Source organism: Bradyrhizobium sp. MI1.11 (assembly GCF_055811255.1).
Genome location: NZ_JBVVPM010000045.1, coordinates 50,348 through 65,719 on the forward strand (window position 1 = coordinate 50,348; position 15,372 = coordinate 65,719).

Here is a 15,372-nt window from a genome sequence, read left to right on the forward strand (position 1 = left end):
TTCGAAACGGAGCGTGGCGTGGCGAATTCCCCAGGCGATCTCGAAGTGATCGTGCCAAATCTGCACAGGCGCTATTCCGGGGTCACCGCGACCAACCGGATGGTGGCGCCGCGGCTGGCAAAGCTGTTTCGCGCCGCGTGGTTCGGCTCCGACGCGCCGGAGGGGATCGCGCGCCTGAATGGTGGCGATCTCCTGAAGTTATGGCGCCGCAAGGCCCCGGTGATCTGGCACGCGCGCCGCAACAACGAGATGATCGCGGGCGTGCTGTTGCGCGCGCTCGGTTGGCCGCTCAAGCTCGTCTTCACCTCGGCGGCACAGCGCCATCATAGCTGGATCACGCGCTGGCTGATCCGGCGCATGGACGCGATCATCGCGACATCGGATCTTTCGGCCTCGTTCCTGAAAGTGAAGGCGACGGTGATTCCGCATGGCGTAGACACCGAAATCTATGCGCCGCCGCTCGACCGCACGGCTACTTTCGCGGAAGCCGCGCTGTCGGGCCGCTACGCGATCGGCTGTTTCGGCCGCGTGCGCGCGCAGAAGGGCACCGATGTGTTTGTCGATGCGATGTGCCGCCTGCTGCCGCGCTATCCGGATTTCACCGCAATCATCGTCGGTCAGGTCACAGCCGAGCAAACCGCTTTTGCAAACGACCTGAAGAAGCGGATCGAGGCCGCCGGTCTGGAATCGCGCATCGTCATCACCGGCGAACTCCCGATCGAAGACGTGCAGCGCTGGTATCAGCGGCTGACGATCTACGCTTTCACCTCGCGCAACGAAGGTTTTGGCCTGACGCTGATCGAGGCGATGGCGGCCGGCAGCGCGCTGGTCGCCGCGCGCGCGGGCGCGGCCGAACTCGTGGTCGAGGATGGCGTGACAGGCGTGCTGATCCCCACCGGTGATGTGGATGCGTTGGCCGCAGCGCTGGAGCCGCTGATGCGCGATGTGGCTGCCGCAACCGCGATGGGCGAACGCGGGCGGGCACGGGTGCTCGAACGGTTCAGCCTCGATGCCGAGGCGGCCCGGATCGGTGAGGTCTATCGGCCATTGCTCTGAGCGAGCGGAGAAAACATTTCCCGGCACAGTAGCTGGGGCAGCGGAATCAATGGCTTCGCGGCCCATACAATGCAAATGCGAATTTTACGAGCTTGTTTGAGCCGTCGGACGAGACACCTAAGGTCAGTAGGGGACATTGCAGGTTGTGCGCGGCCTCCGGGGATGCGCTCCGGCACGGGACCCGTTGACGTTCTTTCTCCACTCATTGTCCCGCCGGATCGCCGCAATCTAAGGTCGCTTGGTCCGGGCGAGCACCTCGGTCACGAACGCGTCGAGATCACCGCCTGGAAAGAGAAAGCTCGGCAGTCCGAGCGCCTTGCCGGCCTCGACGTCCCGGGCCTGATCTCCGATTACGAAGCTGCCGTCGAGTTGCACCGGCCAGTGCTGGACGAGATCGCGCAACATACCAGGTGCCGGCTTGCGCCAATCATGCTCTCCGATGTAGCCGGCGACCGTTCCTTGCGGATGGTATGGACAGAAGCGGATGTCGTCGATCCGTGCGCTGTCACGGGCGAGTTCGTCACGCATCCAGCCGTGCAGCCGGTTCACATCGACTTCGGTGAAGAGGCCGCGCGCGACGCCGGACTGGTTGGTGAAGACGAACACCCAATAGCCGGCCTCGTTGAGGCGGCGAATGGCCCCGGCAACGTTGGGCATCCAGCGGATGCGGTCTTGCGTCCCGATATAGCCATCGTCATGGTTGATGACGCCGTCGCGATCGAGGAATGCGGCGGGCTTCGCCGCGCGGCCGTCAAACATTTCCAAGTCCCTGCGTCCTCACAAGCACGTCTCTCGCGATCTCGACCACCTCCTGCGCCGCGATATCTCGCATGCAGCGGTGGTCGTTCATCTTGCAGATCGTGCTCTGGCATGGCTGGCAGGAGAGCACGCTCTTGCCCTGGACCACTGTCGCGGCCAGGCCGTTGAGGGGGGCCCAGAGATAGGGGCTGGTCGGGCCGAAGATGCCCATTGTCGGCGTGCCGAGGGCGGCTGCGATGTGCATCAGGCCGGAATCGTTGGAGATCGCGACGCCGGCCGCGGCCATGGCCAGCGCGCCGTTGCGCAGATCATTGCCGGTAAGGTCCCGCACCCCGGCGCCGCCAGCCGCGACGATCTCCTGCGCCAGGCCCTTTTCCCCGGGGCCGCCGACAACCCAGACCTCAAGGCCGCGCTCGGCGAGCAAGCGGGCGGCCTCGGGATAATAGGTCCAGCGTTTTGACACCCCGACCGAGCCGGGGGCGAGCGCTACGGCAGCGCCGGCGCTGAGGCCATTGGCCTGCCGCCAGCGAACGACGTCCTCGGCCGGGACCCGCAATTGAGGCACCGGCCATTCCGCCGGCAGCGGGGCGCCATCGGGCTGGGCGAGGGCGGCGTTCTTGTCGATGAAGCGGGGCAGCTTCTTTTCGCCCCAGCGCCAGCGATTGAGCAGGCCGAATCGGAACTCGCCGACGAAGCCGACCCTTTCCGGAATCCCGGCCAAAGCGGGCGCAATTGCGGCCTTCCAGGTCCGGGGTAGCACCAAGGCGGTGCCGTAGTTCCGCTCGCGCAGGAGCTTCGCCAGGCCGAGCTGGCGGCCCACGGCGAGCCGGCCGCGCGGCAGGTCCCAGACGATCGCTTCGCGCACGCCCGGCATGTAATCGACCAAGGGCGCGCATAGAGAGGTCGTGAGCAGATCGACCGGCCGGTTCGGCCAGCGCTCGTTCAGAACCCGCACGACGGTGTGATTCCGGACGAAATCGCCGATCCACATGTAGGGGACGATCAGGATCGGGCGCGTGTCGCTCCGATCTACATGTCCACTAAGCTGCGAATCTTGGTTCATTAGTTATAGGGCCGTAGGTGCGCTGATGTGGCGGTTTCGGTTAGCCGCTCCGGACCGGCAGGTAAAGCCGGCCGAGCGGCAATCCCAAAACCGCTTACACTTTGGCGGATCATGCGCTAGGGCAGAACCGGGCCGCAAAACTTCGGGCAGGCAAAATCTGGCAGGGAAGTTGGAATGTTGCTGGTGACCGGCGGGGCCGGTTTTATCGGATCGAATGTCGTCGCCGCGCTGAACGAGGCCGGCCGCAGCGACGTCGTGGTCTGCGATCTCCTTGGCAACGAGGGCAAATGGCGCAACCTCGCCAAGCGGCAGCTTGTGGACATCGTGCCGCCGGCTGAGCTGCCGGACTGGCTGAAGGGCCGCAAGCTCGATGCGGTGATCCATCTCGGGGCGATTTCCGCAACCACTGCGACCGACGGCGACCTGGTGTTCGAGACCAACTTCCGCCTATCGATGCGCCTCCTGGACTGGTGCACGGCGAATGCCGTGCCGTTGATCTACGCCTCCTCGGCGGCGACCTATGGCGACGGCGAGGCAGGATTTGACGACGACAGCTCCGTGCCTGCGCTAAAAAAACTGCGGCCGATGAATCTCTACGGCTGGAGCAAGCACCTGTTCGATCTCGCCGTCGCCGAGCGCGCAGCGAACGGCGAGAAGCTGCCGCCGCAATGGGCCGGGCTGAAATTCTTCAACGTGTTCGGCCCCAACGAATACCACAAGGGCTCGATGATGAGCGTGCTGGCGCGCCGCTTCGACGACGTCAAAGCCGGCCGCGTCGTGCAATTGTTCAAGTCGCATCGCGAGGGCATTGCCGATGGCGATCAGCGCCGCGATTTCATCTATGTCGACGACGTCGTGCGCGTGATCATGTGGCTGCTGGCGACGCCCTCGGTGTCCGGCATCTTCAATGTCGGCACCGGCAAAGCGCGCAGCTTCAAGGATTTGATGCTGGCGGCTTATACCGCGCTCGGCGCCAGCCCCAACATCGAATACATCGACATGCCCGAGCAGATCCGCGGCAGCTACCAGTACTTCACCCAGAGCGAGGTCGATCGCCTCCACCGCGCCGGCTATAATGGCGGTTTCACGACGCTCGAGGACGCGGTGAAGGCCTATGTCGGGGATTATCTCGACCGGCCCGACCGCTTCCGCTGAGGCCCATCACCATGCCGACGCCCATTCTCGATTTCGATGCCCTCGCACAAGCCATCTCGGGCCGCAGGGTGCTGTGCATCGGCGACATCATGCTGGACGAGTTCGTCTATGGCGAGGTATCGCGGATCTCGCCGGAAGCGCCGGCGCCTGTCATCGCGGCACAGCGCAGCGAGATCCATATCGGCGGCGCCGGCAATGTCGCGCGCAACGTCGCCGCGCTCGGCGCGCGCTGCATCTTCGTCGGCCTCGTCGGTGACGACGAGGCGGGCAGGCAGCTCGCCTCGACGCTTGCGGAGCAGGGCGCGATCGAAAGCGTGCTGGTGTGCGATCCCTCGCGTCCGACCACGCGAAAAGTCCGTTTCGTCTCTGAGCATTTTTCCACGCACATGCTGCGTGCGGATTGGGAGCAGGCACAGCCTGCTTCCGATCCGATCGAGACCAAGCTGATCGAGGCGATCCTGCCGCAGATCGCGCGCGCCGACATCGTGCTGCTATCCGATTACGCCAAGGGCGTGCTGACTGCCCGCGTCATCCGCCACACCATCGATGCCGCGCGAAAACTCGGCAAGCCCGTAATCGTCGATCCCAAAAGCCTGAACTGGGCGATCTATCGCGGCGCGACGTTGCTCACGCCCAATCGCAAGGAATTTTCGGAAGCGACCCGAAGCCGCGCCGACACGCCGCAGAGCATCGTCGATGCCAGCGAGGACGTGATGCGGCTCGCCGATTGCGAGGCGATCCTGGTCACCCAAGGCGAGCACGGCATGACGCTGGTGCCGCGCAATGGCGAGGCCGTTCACGTTCCGGCGTTTCCGGTCAAGGTGCGCGACGTCTCCGGCGCCGGCGACACCGTTGCCGCCGCGCTCGCGGTGTCGCTCGCCGCCGGCGCAGACTGGGACACGGCGCTTCGCATGGCCAGTGCCGCGGCCGCCGTCGCCGTCGGCAAGCAGGGCACCGCCAGCGTGAGTGTGGCCGAGCTGAAGCGAAAGATATTGCCGCATGCCTATCTCGCGGCCGAAGAGAAGATCGTGCTCGAGCCCGGTGCGATCGACGCGCAGCTCGCGGAATGGAAGAAGCAAGGCCAGCGCGTCGGCTTCACCAATGGCTGCTTCGACATCCTGCATCCCGGCCACGTCAAGGTGCTGACAGCGGCGCGCTCCGCCTGCGACCGCCTGATCGTGGGCCTCAACAGCGACGCCTCGGTGCGGCGGCTGAAGGGCGCCGACCGCCCTGTTCAGGACGAGCGAGCGCGTGCGGAAGTGCTGGCGGCGCTCGAAGCGGTCGATCTCGTCGTTATTTTCGATGAGGATACGCCGATCGACCTGATCACCCGCATCAAGCCGAGCGCGCTGATCAAAGGGGGCGATTACACCCGCGAGCAGGTGGTCGGCCATGAGGTCGTCGAGGCCGCGGGCGGAACGGTCGTGCTGGTCGACATCCTCCAGGGCTTCAGTACGACCGCGTTGGTGCATCGCGCCCGGGGAGGGGACAAGTGACAGCGCTCGCACGCGAGACGATGGGCGAGATGGTGCTTCGCCGGCTGCGCAGCCCCATGGCCTGGCGCGAGACCGTTGATATATTTGCGGTCCTGACCGCGGCTTCCCTGCCCTGGTCGACCTCGCTTGCGGGGATCTTCAACGCGCTGATGCTGCTGTGCATGGTGCCGTTCCTCGACGTCCGCGCGTTCCTGCAATCGCTGAAGCGGCCGATCTGCATCGCGCCGATCGCGCTGGTGCTGATCGCGCTGGTGGGGACACTCTGGTCGGATGCGACCTGGGGCGCGCGATTCTATGCGGTCAATCCGACCATCAAGCTGCTGGTGCTACCCGTCCTGCTCTACCATTTCGAGCGCTCGCCACGCGGGCACTGGATTTTCATCGCCTTTTTGGCATCCTGCGCCTTGTTGTCGATGATGTCCTGGCTGGTGGCCTTCTACCCGGACCTCGCGCTCAAGACCGATGCGCCCGAACGCGGCATCTTCGTTAAGAACTACATCGACCAGAGCCAGGAATTCACCCTCAGCGCGGTCGCGCTCGCCTATCCGATCGTGACGCTGCTGCGCAAAAAGCGATACTGGTTAGCCGGGGTGCTCACGGCGGTTGCGCTGAGCTTCTTCGTCAATATGATCTTCGTGGTGGTGTCGCGCACCGCACTCGTCACCATTCCGATCATGTTCGGCGTGTTTGCGCTGGTTCATCTCAAATGGCGCAACATTGCGATCGTCGCCGCTGCGCTGCTCGCCGGCGCTTTTTTGGCCTGGCAGGCTTCGCCGCATTTGCGCCAGACGGCTGAGAGGTTTACCGACGATTACACGCGCTATGTGGAAAGGGGCGAGCCCACCTCGCTGGGCCTACGGCTCGAATTCTGGCGGAAGTCGCTCGGCTTCTTCGCGGAGGCGCCCATCAAAGGACACGGCACGGGCTCGACGCGCGGATTGTTCGAGCGGGTCGCAACGCCCAAAGGCCAGTACTTGGCATCCGCCGAGGTGATCGGCAATCCGCATAATCAGACGCTGAACGTTGCCGTGCAATGGGGCGTCATCGGGATCGTCGTCCTCTACGCTATCTGGATGCTGCATCTGCGGCTGTTTCGCGGCAGCGGACTTGCCAACTGTATCGGATTGCTAGTCGTAGTGCAGAACGTCTTCACCTCGTTGTTCAACTCCCACCTGTTCGACTTCCACGAGGGCTGGATGTACGTCATTGGCGTCGGCGTAGCCGGCGGAATGGTGATTCGGGCACATCAGGTCGAGGCCAAGATGAGGGAAGCCAGTTCCTGAGCGTCGCGCGGCTGGCAAGTCTGGTTCAGATGGGCTATCAGCGCGTCAGATTGCAATCTAACTGGGTTTCATTGGTCGGCGGATGACGCATCTTTCGCATCTCACCTCGCGCAATTTCCTGATCGCGCTCCACGACTTGCTAGCGACCGCGGCGGCGCTCTTTGCCGCCTTCTATTTGCGCTTTGAAGGTGGCGACGGCTTCTTCGAACGCTTGCCGCTATTGTTGCAGATGCTGCCCTACTTCCTCGCCTTCAGCGTGGTTGTGTTCTTCACCTTAAACCTGACTACGACGAAATGGCGCTTCATCTCGCTGCCGGATGCGCTGAACATCATCCGCGCCGCGACCGTGCTGACGGTGGCCCTGCTCGTGCTGGACTACATCTTCGTTGCACCAAACGTCCGTGGCAGCTTCTTTGTCGGCAAGGTGACCATCGTCCTCTACTGGTTCCTGGAGATCGCATTCCTCAGCGCGCTGCGGATGACCTACCGCTACTTCCGATACGCGCGGGTGCGGCGACATGCCCGCATCAATGACACCGCGCCGACGCTGCTGATCGGGCGGACTGCGGATGCCGAGGTTTTGCTCCGCGGCATCGAGAGCGGAGCGATCAAGCGGATCTGGCCGGTCGGCATATTGTCGCCGTCGCGTGCCGATCTGGGCCAGCTCATCCGCAACGTGCCGGTGCTGGGCAGCATCGATGACGTCGAAGACGTCATTAGTGATTTTGCCAAGCGCAATAAGGCGATCGCCCGTGTCGTGATGACGCCTTCGGCCTTCGAACCGGAAGCCCATCCGGAATCGATCCTGATGCGGGCACGCAAGCTAGGCGTGATCGTGAGCCGCATGCCATCGCTCGAAGGCGGCGAGGCGCCGCGGCTCACCGCGGTCGCGGTCGAAGACCTCCTGCTGCGGCCGAGCGAGACGATCGACTATGCACGCCTTGAAGCACTGATCAACGGAAAGGCAGTGATCGTCACCGGGGGCGGCGGCTCGATTGGTTCAGAGATCTGCGAGCGCGTCGTCGCGTTTGGCGCCGCGCGGCTCCTAATCGTGGAAAACTCCGAGCCGGCGCTGTACGCGATCACGGAAGCGCTTGCTGCGCATCGTGCGGCAGCTGAGATCGAAGGCCGGATCGCCGACATTCGCGACCGCGAGCGCATCATGCGCCTCATGACGGAGTTCAAGCCGGACATCGTGTTCCACGCCGCGGCGCTCAAGCACGTTCCCATTCTCGAGCGCGACTGGAGCGAAGGCGTGAAGACCAACATCTTCGGCACGATCAACGTTGCGGATGCCGCCGTGGCGGCCGGTGCTGAGGAGATGGTGATGATCTCGACCGACAAGGCGATCGAACCGGTGTCAATGCTCGGCCTGACCAAACGTTTTGCGGAAATGTACTGCCAGGCGCTCGATCACGACCTTGCCGCAGGCAGCGGCAGCGCCAAGCCGCCAATGCGGCTGATCTCGGTCCGGTTCGGCAACGTTCTGGCCTCGAACGGTTCGGTGGTTCCGAAGTTCAAGGCCCAGATTGAGGCAGGCGGCCCGGTGACGGTCACGCATCCCGACATGGTTCGCTACTTCATGACCATCCGCGAGGCCTGCGATCTCGTCATCACGGCGGCAACGCATGCGCTCGGAACGCGGCGTTCGGACGTGTCGGTCTACGTGCTCAACATGGGCCAGCCGGTGAAGATCGTCGATCTCGCCGAGCGCATGATCCGTCTCTCGGGCCTGCAACCCGGTTACGACATCGAAATCGTGTTCACGGGCATGCGACCGGGCGAGCGCCTGCACGAAATCCTGTTCGCCTCCGCGGAGCCGACTCGCGAGATCGGAGTTGCTGGGATCATGGCGGCGCAGCCGAACGAGCCGCCGATGCAGACGCTGCGCAAATGGATTGCGACGCTTGAGCAAGCGATCGTGCGCGACGATCGCGCCGCCATCCGAACCATCCTGAAGGATGCAGTTCCGGAATTTGGCTCGACCGCGGCTTGATGTCCTTCAAGACGCCGGACGGCGCGAGAAGCGCCGCAGCACGACGCCGATCGCGATTGCGCCCCCCAGCAGTGCGATCGGCGTGATCGTCACCGAGCCGGCGCGAGCGGTGACGATGGCAAGCCCCGCGAGCACGAGATTGAGTGCGAACACCTCCCCGATCACGCGGGAGACCGTGAAGCCGTGATCGGTGGCGCGCTGGTAGAAATGCGAGCGATGCGCCGACCAGAATTGCTCGCGCCTTGCGATGCGCCGGAACAGCGTGATGGTCGAATCCACGAGGTAATAGGCCGGCAGCAACAGCGCCGCGGCGGGCTGCCCGCGCCAGGCGAGCTCGAGCAGGCACCAGCCGAGCAAAAGGCCGATCGGCAGGCTGCCGACGTCGCCCAGGAAGACTTTTGCGACCGGCTTGTTGAACGGCGCAAAGCCGAGCACGGCGCCGCATAGCGCCGCGGCGATCAGCGCGGCCGGCCACGACAAATCGCCGAGCAGTCCCAGCAGCAGCAGCGCCGCGCTGACGGGCACGACTTCCGCCACCGTCATCAGATCGAGCCCGTCCATAAAGTTGACGAGGTTCAAGAACCACACGCCCGCCAGCAGGATGAGTCCGCGCTCCAGCGCGAGCGGCAGCGCCGGCACGATGCGCGCGGTCTCGGGCGTGGTGAACACGACGGCGCCGACCGCTGCGGCCTGCAGCACGAGACGCACGAGCACCGGCAGCGACTTGACGTCGTCGGCAAATCCGACCGCGGCAATCAACACCGTCGCAGCGATCAGCGCCGGCGGAATCGCGACGTTCGCCCAGGCTGCCCAGGCTGATGCGACCAGCAGCGTCGCTGATATCACCGCGATGCCCGCACCCTGCGGGGTCGGGATACGGTGAGAGGACCGCGCGTTGGGCCGTGCCAATGCGTAACGCTGGAGCAGGGGGCGGCTGGTCCAGGTGATGACGCCCGACACCAGCGCGGCAATCGCAACGGCAAGCAGCGATGGTATCGCGCCGAGCGCGTCGACGGACCCGTTCACTCCGGCACCCCGAGCGGCGCCGATCCCTGCGCGGCTTTCTCGGCGCTCAGGATCCAGACCAAGCCGCCGATCGCGCCGACGATGAAGTACACGGCGCCGAACAGCAGCGAGACGTTGACGCCCTCGTTGGCGGCCAGCCCCGCGAAGCCGAACGCGAGGCTCATGGTGGCTTCACGCACGCCCCAGCCGGCGATCGAGATCGGCATCATCGTGATCAGCATCACCGGCGGCACCAGCATAAAGACGTCGCTGAAGCCGACCGGCGCCGCGATCGACTGCACGACGCACCAGGCGACCACGACGGCCAGCACATGCACGGCGAGCGACAGGATCACGACGGCCGGTCCGCGCGAGCGGCTGAAGATCACTCGGTTGGCGATCACCGCACAGGCGTGAATGTGATGCGTGGCCCACCAGGTTTTCAGCCAGCGCCATTGCAGCGCGCCGAAGACCAGGAAGCCGAGACCACCCGCAAGCGCGGCGAAGTCGACGAGCAGCAGGGCGGAGCGCCCGTGCGGATCGGAGATGAGGGCGTAGCTCCACGGCAAGCTTGCCACGATCATGATCGCGAGCGCGATCAAACCGATCGCGCGGTCGACAAAGATCGAGTAGGTCGCAGCGCGCCAGCCGGCGCCGGCGCGCGCGACGAGCCACAGCCGGACCGCATCGCCGCCGATCGCCGAGGGCAGGGTCTGGTTGAAGAACGATCCGATCACGTTGTAGCGCATGGCGCGGCTGAGCTCGAGCGGGGCGCCGCATGCGGCGCTGATCTCGCGCCAGCGCAACACGCCGACGAAGATTTGCAGGAACGTGACGGCGATCGCCAGGCCGATCCAGAACAGGCTGGTCACGGTGAAACGCGAAAACAGTTCGGACAGATCGACCTTGCGCAGCGCCAGGTACAGCAGCGCCCCGGAAATCAGGATCTTGGCCGTCGACAGCAGGATTCGGCGCATTTCGCCCGCATGAACAAGGGTTTTGAAGCAACCCGACGCAAGGCGCCGAATTCGGCCGCTTTGGTATGGTTTTGGCGCCGATCTTGCAATAGCGGTGATCGGGAGCCCTCATGCAGGGCGGTGGGGCTGTTGCGACCCGGTCGACGCGGCGGCTAAAGAGGCGCCTCGGGCGAAAGATCGAGCGACAGATCGGGCCAAGCAGTCCTTGGGAACAGGATGGCGGATCATGCGATTTTGGTCACGTGTGCCGCCGATTTCATCGGCTTGGTGCCCGCGGATGACCCGGCTGCCGCAAATGCGCCGTCTAGGGTCTACAATGTCGGCAACCACCATCCGGAAGAGCTGACGCACGTCGGAGTTCTGGAGCAGGAGCTGGGTCGGACGGCGATCAAAGAATTGCTGCCGATCCAGCCGGAAAACCTTTTGGAAACGTTCACGGATGTCGATGATCTGATGCGCGACGCCGGCGTTGCACCGTCAACGCCGATCGCGCACGGAGTTCATAATTTTGTCACCCGGTATCGGGACGAGTTCAAGGTTTGAAATGACGATGGACAAACGCATTATCCCCCTGATCATGTGCGGCGGTGCCGGAACGCGGCTGTGGCCGGCTTCGCGCGAGGTACGCCCCAAGCAGTTCCTGCCGCTGTTCGGCGCGCGCTCGACCTTCCAGGACACGCTGTTGCGCGTCTCAGAGGCTTCGCTGTTCGATCGCCCGATCGTCATCACCAATGCCTCCTACCGCTTCATGGTGCTGGAGCAGCTGGCCGAAATCGGCATCGAGGCCGACGTGATCCTCGAGCCGATGCGGCGCGATTCCGGCCCGGCGATCGCCGCCGGCGCGGTGTTCGCACAGAACCGTTCGAGTGAGGCGATCGTGCTCGCGCTCGCCGCCGACCACGTGGTGCAGGACAATGCCGCGTTCGTCGCGGCGTGCCGCCAAGGGCTTACCGCCGCAAGCGTCGGGCGCATCGTCACGTTCGGCGTCAAGCCGGAGCGGCCGGCGACCGAATACGGCTATATCAGCCCGGGCGAGGTCATCTCCGGCGAGGTGCACGCGGTCGCGCGCTTCGTCGAGAAGCCGGATGCGGTGAAGGCGGCCGACTACCTCAATTCCGGCTATCTCTGGAACAGCGGCAATTTCATGTTCCCGGCCAGCGTCCTGCTCGACGAATACCGCAAGGTCGATGCGGCAAGCGTGGAGGCGATTTCCAATGCTGTCAGTAACGCCGGCCGCGATCTCGGCTTCGTGACGCTGGAGCCCGAGGCGTTCGGCGCGGCCAAGGCGATCTCGATCGACTATGCGGTGATGGAGAAGACCGCGCGCGCCGCGGTGGTGCCGGTGTCGTGCGGCTGGTCCGACGTCGGCTCCTGGCACGCGGTGTGGGAATTGTCCGACAAGGACGCGCAAGGCAATGCTTCCCATGGCAGTGCGGTTTTCGAGGATTCCCGCAACTGCAACGTCACCACAGACTCTGCGCTGGTCGCACTCGAAGGCGTCGATGATCTCATCGTGGTTGCGACTGCCGATGCGGTTCTCGTCTCGCGCCAGAAGGATGCCAACGGGCTCAAGCGGCTGGTCACAAAACTCAAGGCGGTCGCACCGAAGGTCACCGAGGAGCATCTCAAAGTGCATCGGCCCTGGGGCAGCTACCAATCGGTCGACAATGGCGAGCGCCACCAGGTCAAGCGCATCGTGGTCAAGCCGGGCGGACGTCTGTCGCTGCAGAAGCACCATCATCGCGCCGAGCACTGGATCGTGGTCCGCGGCACGGCCCGCGTCACCGTCAACGAGACCGTCAAAAGCGTGCACGAGAACGAGTCGATCTATATCCCGATGGGCGCGGTGCACCGGATGGAGAACCCCGGTAAAATCATGCTGGAGCTGATCGAGGTCCAGACGGGAAGCTATCTCGGGGAAGACGACATCATCCGGATTGAAGACGACTATCAAAGGTCGTAACCAGCACACTCCGAATCACGCGACCCGGGCCAAAAGGATGGTCTCTTTCAGAGGCTTAAGGCCCGGGAAACGTGTAACTTTTTGAATCAAATCGTGTCCGGACCGCTAGCTCCGCATTCGCCACAAATGTGGCGTCCGTGCTAGAAGCGCCCTGGGGATTTGCGTTGAATCGGGGTTTGCTCAAATGAGTTCCACAGGATCTGCACCGGCAAAGGCCGGCTTGCGCGTCGGCGTCATTGGTGCCGGCGTGATGGGCAGCAACCACGCGCGCGTGCTTGCGGGTCTTCCCGGCGTCAGCCTCGTCGGCGTCGTCGATCCTTCGCCGGCACATCGCACGCGGGCGATGGAGCTTGCCAATTGCGCGAGCTTCGAGACGCTCGACCAGCTGCTGGCCGAAGGCGTCGATGCCGTCACTATCGCGGCGCCGACCCATCTGCATCACGAGGTCTCGCTCGCCTGCATCGCCAAGAACATCCACGTGCTGGTCGAGAAGCCGATTGCGTCCACGGTCGCGGAAGGCCGCGAGATCGTCACTGCTGCGCAAATGGCCGGCGTGACGCTGATGGTCGGCCATGTCGAGCGCTTCAATCCGGCTGTGGCCGCCGTCAAGCAGGCGATCGCCGGCGAGGATATTCTGTCGATCGCGATCACGCGCGTCGGCCCGTTCCCGCCGCGCATGTCCAATGTCGGCGTCGTCATCGATCTCGCCGTGCACGACATCGATCTGATCCGCTGGTTCACCGAATCCGACATCGTCGAGGTGCAGCCGCAATTGTCGAGCGCGGTCGCCGAGCGCGAGGACATCGCGCTCTTGCAGTTCCGCACTGCCAACGGCGTGCTCGCGCACATCAATACCAACTGGCTGACGCCGTTCAAGGCACGCAGCGTCACGGTCGCGACCCGCGGCAAATACGTGATGGGCGATCTCCTGACGCGCCAGGTCACCGAATGCTTCGGCTTCAAGCCTGACGGCAGCTATTCGATGCGGCATCTGCCGGTCGGCCATGACGAGCCGCTCCGCGCCGAGCTGATCGCGTTCCTCAAGGCCGTGCGCAACGGCGAGACGCCGGCGGTCACCGGCGACGAAGGTGTCGCCAGCCTCGAGATCGCGACGCAGTGCTTGGAAACGCCGTCGCGGCCCGCGGCCACGTCGTCGGCCCGCAAGGGTCCGCGCCGCGTCGCGGGTTGATTCCTCATCCATGCCGACCACTCAAGAAGGCGCCAAGAACCAGGCCATGAACCAGCATCTGCGTTCCGAACCCATTCCATTCATCGATGTCGCCTCGCAGCGCCGCCGGCTCGGCGACTCGCTCGATGCCGCCGTGAAGCGCGTTCTCGATCATTGTCAGTTCGTCAACGGCCCCGAAGTTGCCGAGCTCGAGAAGCAGCTTGCGGTCTATTCCGGCGCCAAGCACGTCATCGGCTGCGCCAGCGGCACCGACGCGATCCTGATGGTGATGATGGCGAAGAATGTCGGGCCTGGCGACGCCGTGCTGTGTCCGTCCTTCACGTTCATCGCGACGGCTTCGCCCGTGGCGCGGACCGGCGCGACGCCGGTTTATGTCGACGTCGACGAAGCGACTTTCAACATGAGCCCGGAATCGCTCAAGCGCGGTATCGCAACCGCCCGCAAAGCCGGCCTCAAGCCGGTCGCGATCATTCCGGTCGATTTGTTCGGCCAGCCGGCCGATCACGACGCCATCGCCGAGATCGCCGAGGCCGAAGGCCTGTTCGTACTCGACGACGCCGCGCAAGGTTTTGGCGCGAGCTACAAGGGCCGCAAGCTCGGCACCTTTGGGCTCGCCACCGCGACCAGCTTCTTCCCCGCAAAGCCGCTCGGCTGCTTCGGCGACGGCGGCGCGATCTTCACCGATGACGACGAGCTCGCGGCGACGCTGCGCAGTATCCGCGTGCACGGGCAAGGCGTCGACAAATACGACAACGTTCGCCTCGGCCTGACCGGCCGGCTCGACACCATGCAGGCCGCGATCCTGATCGAGAAGCTGAAGATCTTCGACGACGAGATCGCCGCCCGCAACAAGGTCGCCGAGCGCTACGCGCGCGGTCTCTCCAACGTCGTCACCGTGCCGCGTCTGGCGCCCGGCAACAGTTCGGTCTGGGCGCAGTACACGATCCGCCTTCCTGAGGGCACCGACCGCGACCGCTTTGCCGCCGCGCTGAAGGCCCAGGGCGTGCCGACCGCGATCTATTACGGCAAGTCGATGCATCAGCAGACGGCCTACAAGCAGCACCCGGTCGCCGAGGGCGGCCTGCCGGGCTGCGAGAGCCTGTCGCAGGACGTCATCAGCCTGCCGATGCATGCCTATCTGACCGAAGCCGATCAGGAGCGAATCATCGCGGCCGTGCGGGGCGCGCTTTCAACCTGATTTCGCCGTGCTCACCCTCTCCCCTTGCGGGAGAGGGTGGCTCGCCGCGATAGCGGCGAGACGGGTGAGGGGTCTCTCTCCGAATCGAAAGCTGGGAGAGAGACCCCCCACCCCAATGAGCTTGTGTCTACTTGCGGCGCTGCCCTCTCCCACAAGGGGCTTGTTGCGTAATCCGTCAATTGTGATTCTCTAAGGCAAAGCCTTGGAGGAATGACGATGGCGGTGAAGCAGA

Annotated in this window: 13 protein-coding genes; 9 read left to right on the forward strand and 4 right to left on the reverse strand. The window is 64.5% G+C overall.

Going from position 1 to position 15,372, the window contains the following annotated elements; all coding sequences use genetic code 11:
* Positions 1-18: 18 nt before the first annotated feature.
* Positions 19-1,056 (forward strand): glycosyltransferase family 4 protein, encoded by a 1,038-nt coding sequence (locus AC0L30_RS32050; RefSeq protein WP_473406048.1) that lies wholly within the window; start codon positions 19-21, stop codon positions 1,054-1,056.
* Between the two features lie 228 nt (positions 1,057-1,284).
* On the opposite strand, the gene AC0L30_RS32055 is transcribed toward AC0L30_RS32050, so the two are convergent.
* Together AC0L30_RS32055 and waaF are read right to left on the reverse strand one after the other, a co-directional pair.
* Complete coding sequence (locus AC0L30_RS32055; RefSeq protein ID WP_354202120.1) at positions 1,285-1,815, reverse strand: D-glycero-alpha-D-manno-heptose-1,7-bisphosphate 7-phosphatase; 531 nt, start codon at positions 1,813-1,815, stop codon at positions 1,285-1,287.
* Complete coding sequence (gene waaF / locus AC0L30_RS32060; RefSeq protein WP_354202121.1) at positions 1,808-2,878, reverse strand: lipopolysaccharide heptosyltransferase II; 1,071 nt, start codon at positions 2,876-2,878, stop codon at positions 1,808-1,810. The genes AC0L30_RS32055 and waaF overlap by 8 nt, the downstream gene beginning before the upstream one ends.
* 174 nt (positions 2,879-3,052) lie before the next feature.
* On the opposite strand from waaF, the gene rfaD reads away from it, so the two are divergent.
* The 4 genes from rfaD to AC0L30_RS32080 all read left to right on the forward strand — a co-directional run bounded on the left by rfaD (position 3,053) and on the right by AC0L30_RS32080 (position 8,808).
* Complete coding sequence (rfaD, locus tag AC0L30_RS32065) at positions 3,053-4,033, forward strand: ADP-glyceromanno-heptose 6-epimerase (RefSeq protein WP_007601996.1); 981 nt, start codon at positions 3,053-3,055, stop codon at positions 4,031-4,033.
* Positions 4,034-4,044: 11 nt separating this feature from the next.
* Positions 4,045-5,529, forward strand: coding sequence for a D-glycero-beta-D-manno-heptose-7-phosphate kinase (gene rfaE1, locus AC0L30_RS32070; protein WP_007601998.1), 1,485 nt, complete (start codon positions 4,045-4,047; stop codon positions 5,527-5,529).
* Positions 5,526-6,812 carry an O-antigen ligase family protein gene (locus tag AC0L30_RS32075; protein WP_473406049.1) on the forward strand — a complete coding sequence of 429 codons (1,287 nt, stop codon included), beginning with the start codon at positions 5,526-5,528 and terminating at the stop codon, positions 6,810-6,812. Before rfaE1 ends, AC0L30_RS32075 begins: the two co-directional genes overlap by 4 nt.
* A gap of 82 nt (positions 6,813-6,894) precedes the next feature.
* Positions 6,895-8,808, forward strand: a complete 1,914-nt coding sequence (locus AC0L30_RS32080) for an SDR family NAD(P)-dependent oxidoreductase (protein ID WP_007602002.1) — start codon at positions 6,895-6,897, stop codon at positions 8,806-8,808.
* A gap of 6 nt (positions 8,809-8,814) precedes the next feature.
* On the opposite strand, the gene AC0L30_RS32085 is transcribed toward AC0L30_RS32080, so the two are convergent.
* Together AC0L30_RS32085 and AC0L30_RS32090 are read right to left on the reverse strand one after the other, a co-directional pair.
* Positions 8,815-9,834, reverse strand: a complete 1,020-nt coding sequence (locus AC0L30_RS32085; RefSeq protein ID WP_007602003.1) for an MraY family glycosyltransferase — start codon at positions 9,832-9,834, stop codon at positions 8,815-8,817.
* Entirely contained in the window at positions 9,831-10,790 is a 960-nt protein-coding gene (locus tag AC0L30_RS32090; RefSeq protein WP_007602004.1) for a lysylphosphatidylglycerol synthase transmembrane domain-containing protein, read from the reverse strand. Before AC0L30_RS32090 ends, AC0L30_RS32085 begins: the two co-directional genes overlap by 4 nt.
* 216 nt (positions 10,791-11,006) lie before the next feature.
* Between AC0L30_RS32090 and AC0L30_RS32095 the strand changes: the two genes are divergently transcribed.
* The 4 genes from AC0L30_RS32095 to AC0L30_RS32110 all read left to right on the forward strand — a co-directional run bounded on the left by AC0L30_RS32095 (position 11,007) and on the right by AC0L30_RS32110 (position 15,140).
* The gene (locus AC0L30_RS32095; protein ID WP_035994555.1) at positions 11,007-11,333 is read left to right on the forward strand and encodes a Rossmann-fold NAD(P)-binding domain-containing protein; all 327 of its coding nucleotides are present in this window, start codon (positions 11,007-11,009) and stop codon (positions 11,331-11,333) included.
* Between the two features lie 7 nt (positions 11,334-11,340).
* On the forward strand, positions 11,341-12,753 hold the full coding sequence (locus AC0L30_RS32100; protein WP_035995653.1) for a mannose-1-phosphate guanylyltransferase/mannose-6-phosphate isomerase: 1,413 nt from the start codon (positions 11,341-11,343) through the stop codon (positions 12,751-12,753).
* Positions 12,754-12,937: 184 nt separating this feature from the next.
* Positions 12,938-13,942: a Gfo/Idh/MocA family protein gene (locus AC0L30_RS32105; RefSeq protein ID WP_007602006.1), complete on the forward strand. Its 1,005-nt coding sequence runs from the start codon at positions 12,938-12,940 to the stop codon at positions 13,940-13,942.
* Between the two features lie 10 nt (positions 13,943-13,952).
* Positions 13,953-15,140 carry a DegT/DnrJ/EryC1/StrS family aminotransferase gene (locus AC0L30_RS32110; protein WP_007602007.1) on the forward strand — a complete coding sequence of 396 codons (1,188 nt, stop codon included), beginning with the start codon at positions 13,953-13,955 and terminating at the stop codon, positions 15,138-15,140.
* Positions 15,141-15,372 lie beyond the last annotated feature (232 nt).

Excerpts from the sequence above, each read along its gene's own strand:
- AC0L30_RS32055 (WP_354202120.1), bottom strand. The coding sequence starts at position 1,815 with ATGTTTGACGGCCGCGCGGCGAAGCCCGCCGCATTCCTCGATCGCGAC.
- waaF (WP_354202121.1), bottom strand. The coding sequence starts at position 2,878 with ATGAACCAAGATTCGCAGCTTAGTGGACATGTAGATCGGAGCGACACG.
- rfaD (WP_007601996.1), top strand. The coding sequence starts at position 3,053 with ATGTTGCTGGTGACCGGCGGGGCCGGTTTTATCGGATCGAATGTCGTC.
- rfaE1 (WP_007601998.1), top strand. The coding sequence starts at position 4,045 with ATGCCGACGCCCATTCTCGATTTCGATGCCCTCGCACAAGCCATCTCG.
- AC0L30_RS32080 (WP_007602002.1), top strand. The coding sequence starts at position 6,895 with ATGACGCATCTTTCGCATCTCACCTCGCGCAATTTCCTGATCGCGCTC.
- AC0L30_RS32090 (WP_007602004.1), bottom strand. The coding sequence starts at position 10,790 with ATGCGCCGAATCCTGCTGTCGACGGCCAAGATCCTGATTTCCGGGGCG.
- AC0L30_RS32095 (WP_035994555.1), top strand. The coding sequence starts at position 11,007 with ATGGCGGATCATGCGATTTTGGTCACGTGTGCCGCCGATTTCATCGGC.
- AC0L30_RS32100 (WP_035995653.1), top strand. The coding sequence starts at position 11,341 with ATGGACAAACGCATTATCCCCCTGATCATGTGCGGCGGTGCCGGAACG.
- AC0L30_RS32105 (WP_007602006.1), top strand. The coding sequence starts at position 12,938 with ATGAGTTCCACAGGATCTGCACCGGCAAAGGCCGGCTTGCGCGTCGGC.
- AC0L30_RS32110 (WP_007602007.1), top strand. The coding sequence starts at position 13,953 with ATGCCGACCACTCAAGAAGGCGCCAAGAACCAGGCCATGAACCAGCAT.